A 1,114-nucleotide genomic window follows, 5' to 3' on the forward strand; every position below is an offset into this window, starting at 1 on the left:
CGAGGCCGCCGTCTGCTCCAGCGAGCTCGCCTGTTCTTCGGTGCGCGAGGACAAGTCCTGGTTGCCCGTCGCGATCTGGCTCGACGCCGTCGCGATCGTGTCCGTGCCCGTGCGAACCTCGCCGACCACCTTCGCGAGGCTGTCGTTCATGTTCTTGAGCGCCTGCAGCAGTTGGCCCGTCTCGTCGCGGCTGTCCACTTCGATGCGGCTGCTCAGGTCACCCGCGGCCACGGTCTCCGCAACCTTCACGGCTTCATGCAGCGGCCTGACGATGCTGCGCGAAATGACAAAGGCTGCGCACCCGCCGAGAAGCACCGTCAGGATCGTGAGCAAAGCCCTGAGGTTGAAGCCGCGCAAGTTCGCCGCGTCGATTGCCCTGCTCATGTCGTCGATCGCCTTGCGTTCCATCGAGAGCAGGTCGAGCACGCGGCCTTCATAGGCCTTCGCGGCGGGCAAGAACGACTCCTTGAACGCCCGCTCGGCCTCCGCCGCATTGCCGCTCGCCTTGGCCTTGGCAACCATGTCCTTGGAAGCCTGGTACTTGCTTCGCAGCTCGACGATGGACTTGAACATCGCCTTCTCTTCGTCGACCACCAGCAGCGCCTCGACCTTTGCCATGGTCTCGGAGCCTTTCTTGACGCTGTCGGCCATCACGTCGGCAAAGGTGACGGGCAGCGTGTCGTCCGTGGTCTTCGCGATCATCGACGTGCGTGCGATGGCCGAGTAAGTCAGCACGTACCAGTCCGAAATGAGCCGCTCCTTCGCCAGCGGGCTTTGCATCATGCGCCGCGTCGCTTCGGCGTTGTTCTTCGCGCTCACCAGTGCAAAGGCGGTCGAGATGATCGTCAGGCCCAGGACGATGCCGAAGCCGATGGCCAGGCGCGTTCCGATGCGGACGTTGGAGAGAAATTTCATGATGGGACGGGGAAACTTGGAAACGGGAGGTATTGCGCAAGCCTCGAGGCGGGCTGGCGCATCGGGTTCAGGCGGCTGCGGCCTCGACGAGGCCCATTTCTTCGCTGGACATGAGCCGGTCGATGTCCACAAGGATCAGCATCCGCTCGTCCAGCGTGCCCAGGCCGATCAGATAGTCCGTGTCCAGCACCGAGCCCAT

1 protein-coding gene and 1 pseudogene are annotated in these 1,114 nt (G+C 63.6%); both read right to left on the reverse strand.

All coding sequences use genetic code 11. The features are described 5' to 3' along the window. Positions 1-915: methyl-accepting chemotaxis protein (locus QTI04_RS34180; RefSeq protein ID WP_286619638.1), on the reverse strand; the 915-nt coding region annotated here is incomplete at its 3' end. Positions 916-982: 67 nt separating this feature from the next. Continuing rightward, positions 983-1,114: pseudogene (locus QTI04_RS34185) on the reverse strand (chemotaxis protein CheW); the annotation flags it as partial.

Source organism: Variovorax sp. J22R115 (assembly GCF_030317005.1).
In the GTDB taxonomy this organism is placed as follows: Bacteria; Pseudomonadota; Gammaproteobacteria; order Burkholderiales; family Burkholderiaceae_C; genus Variovorax.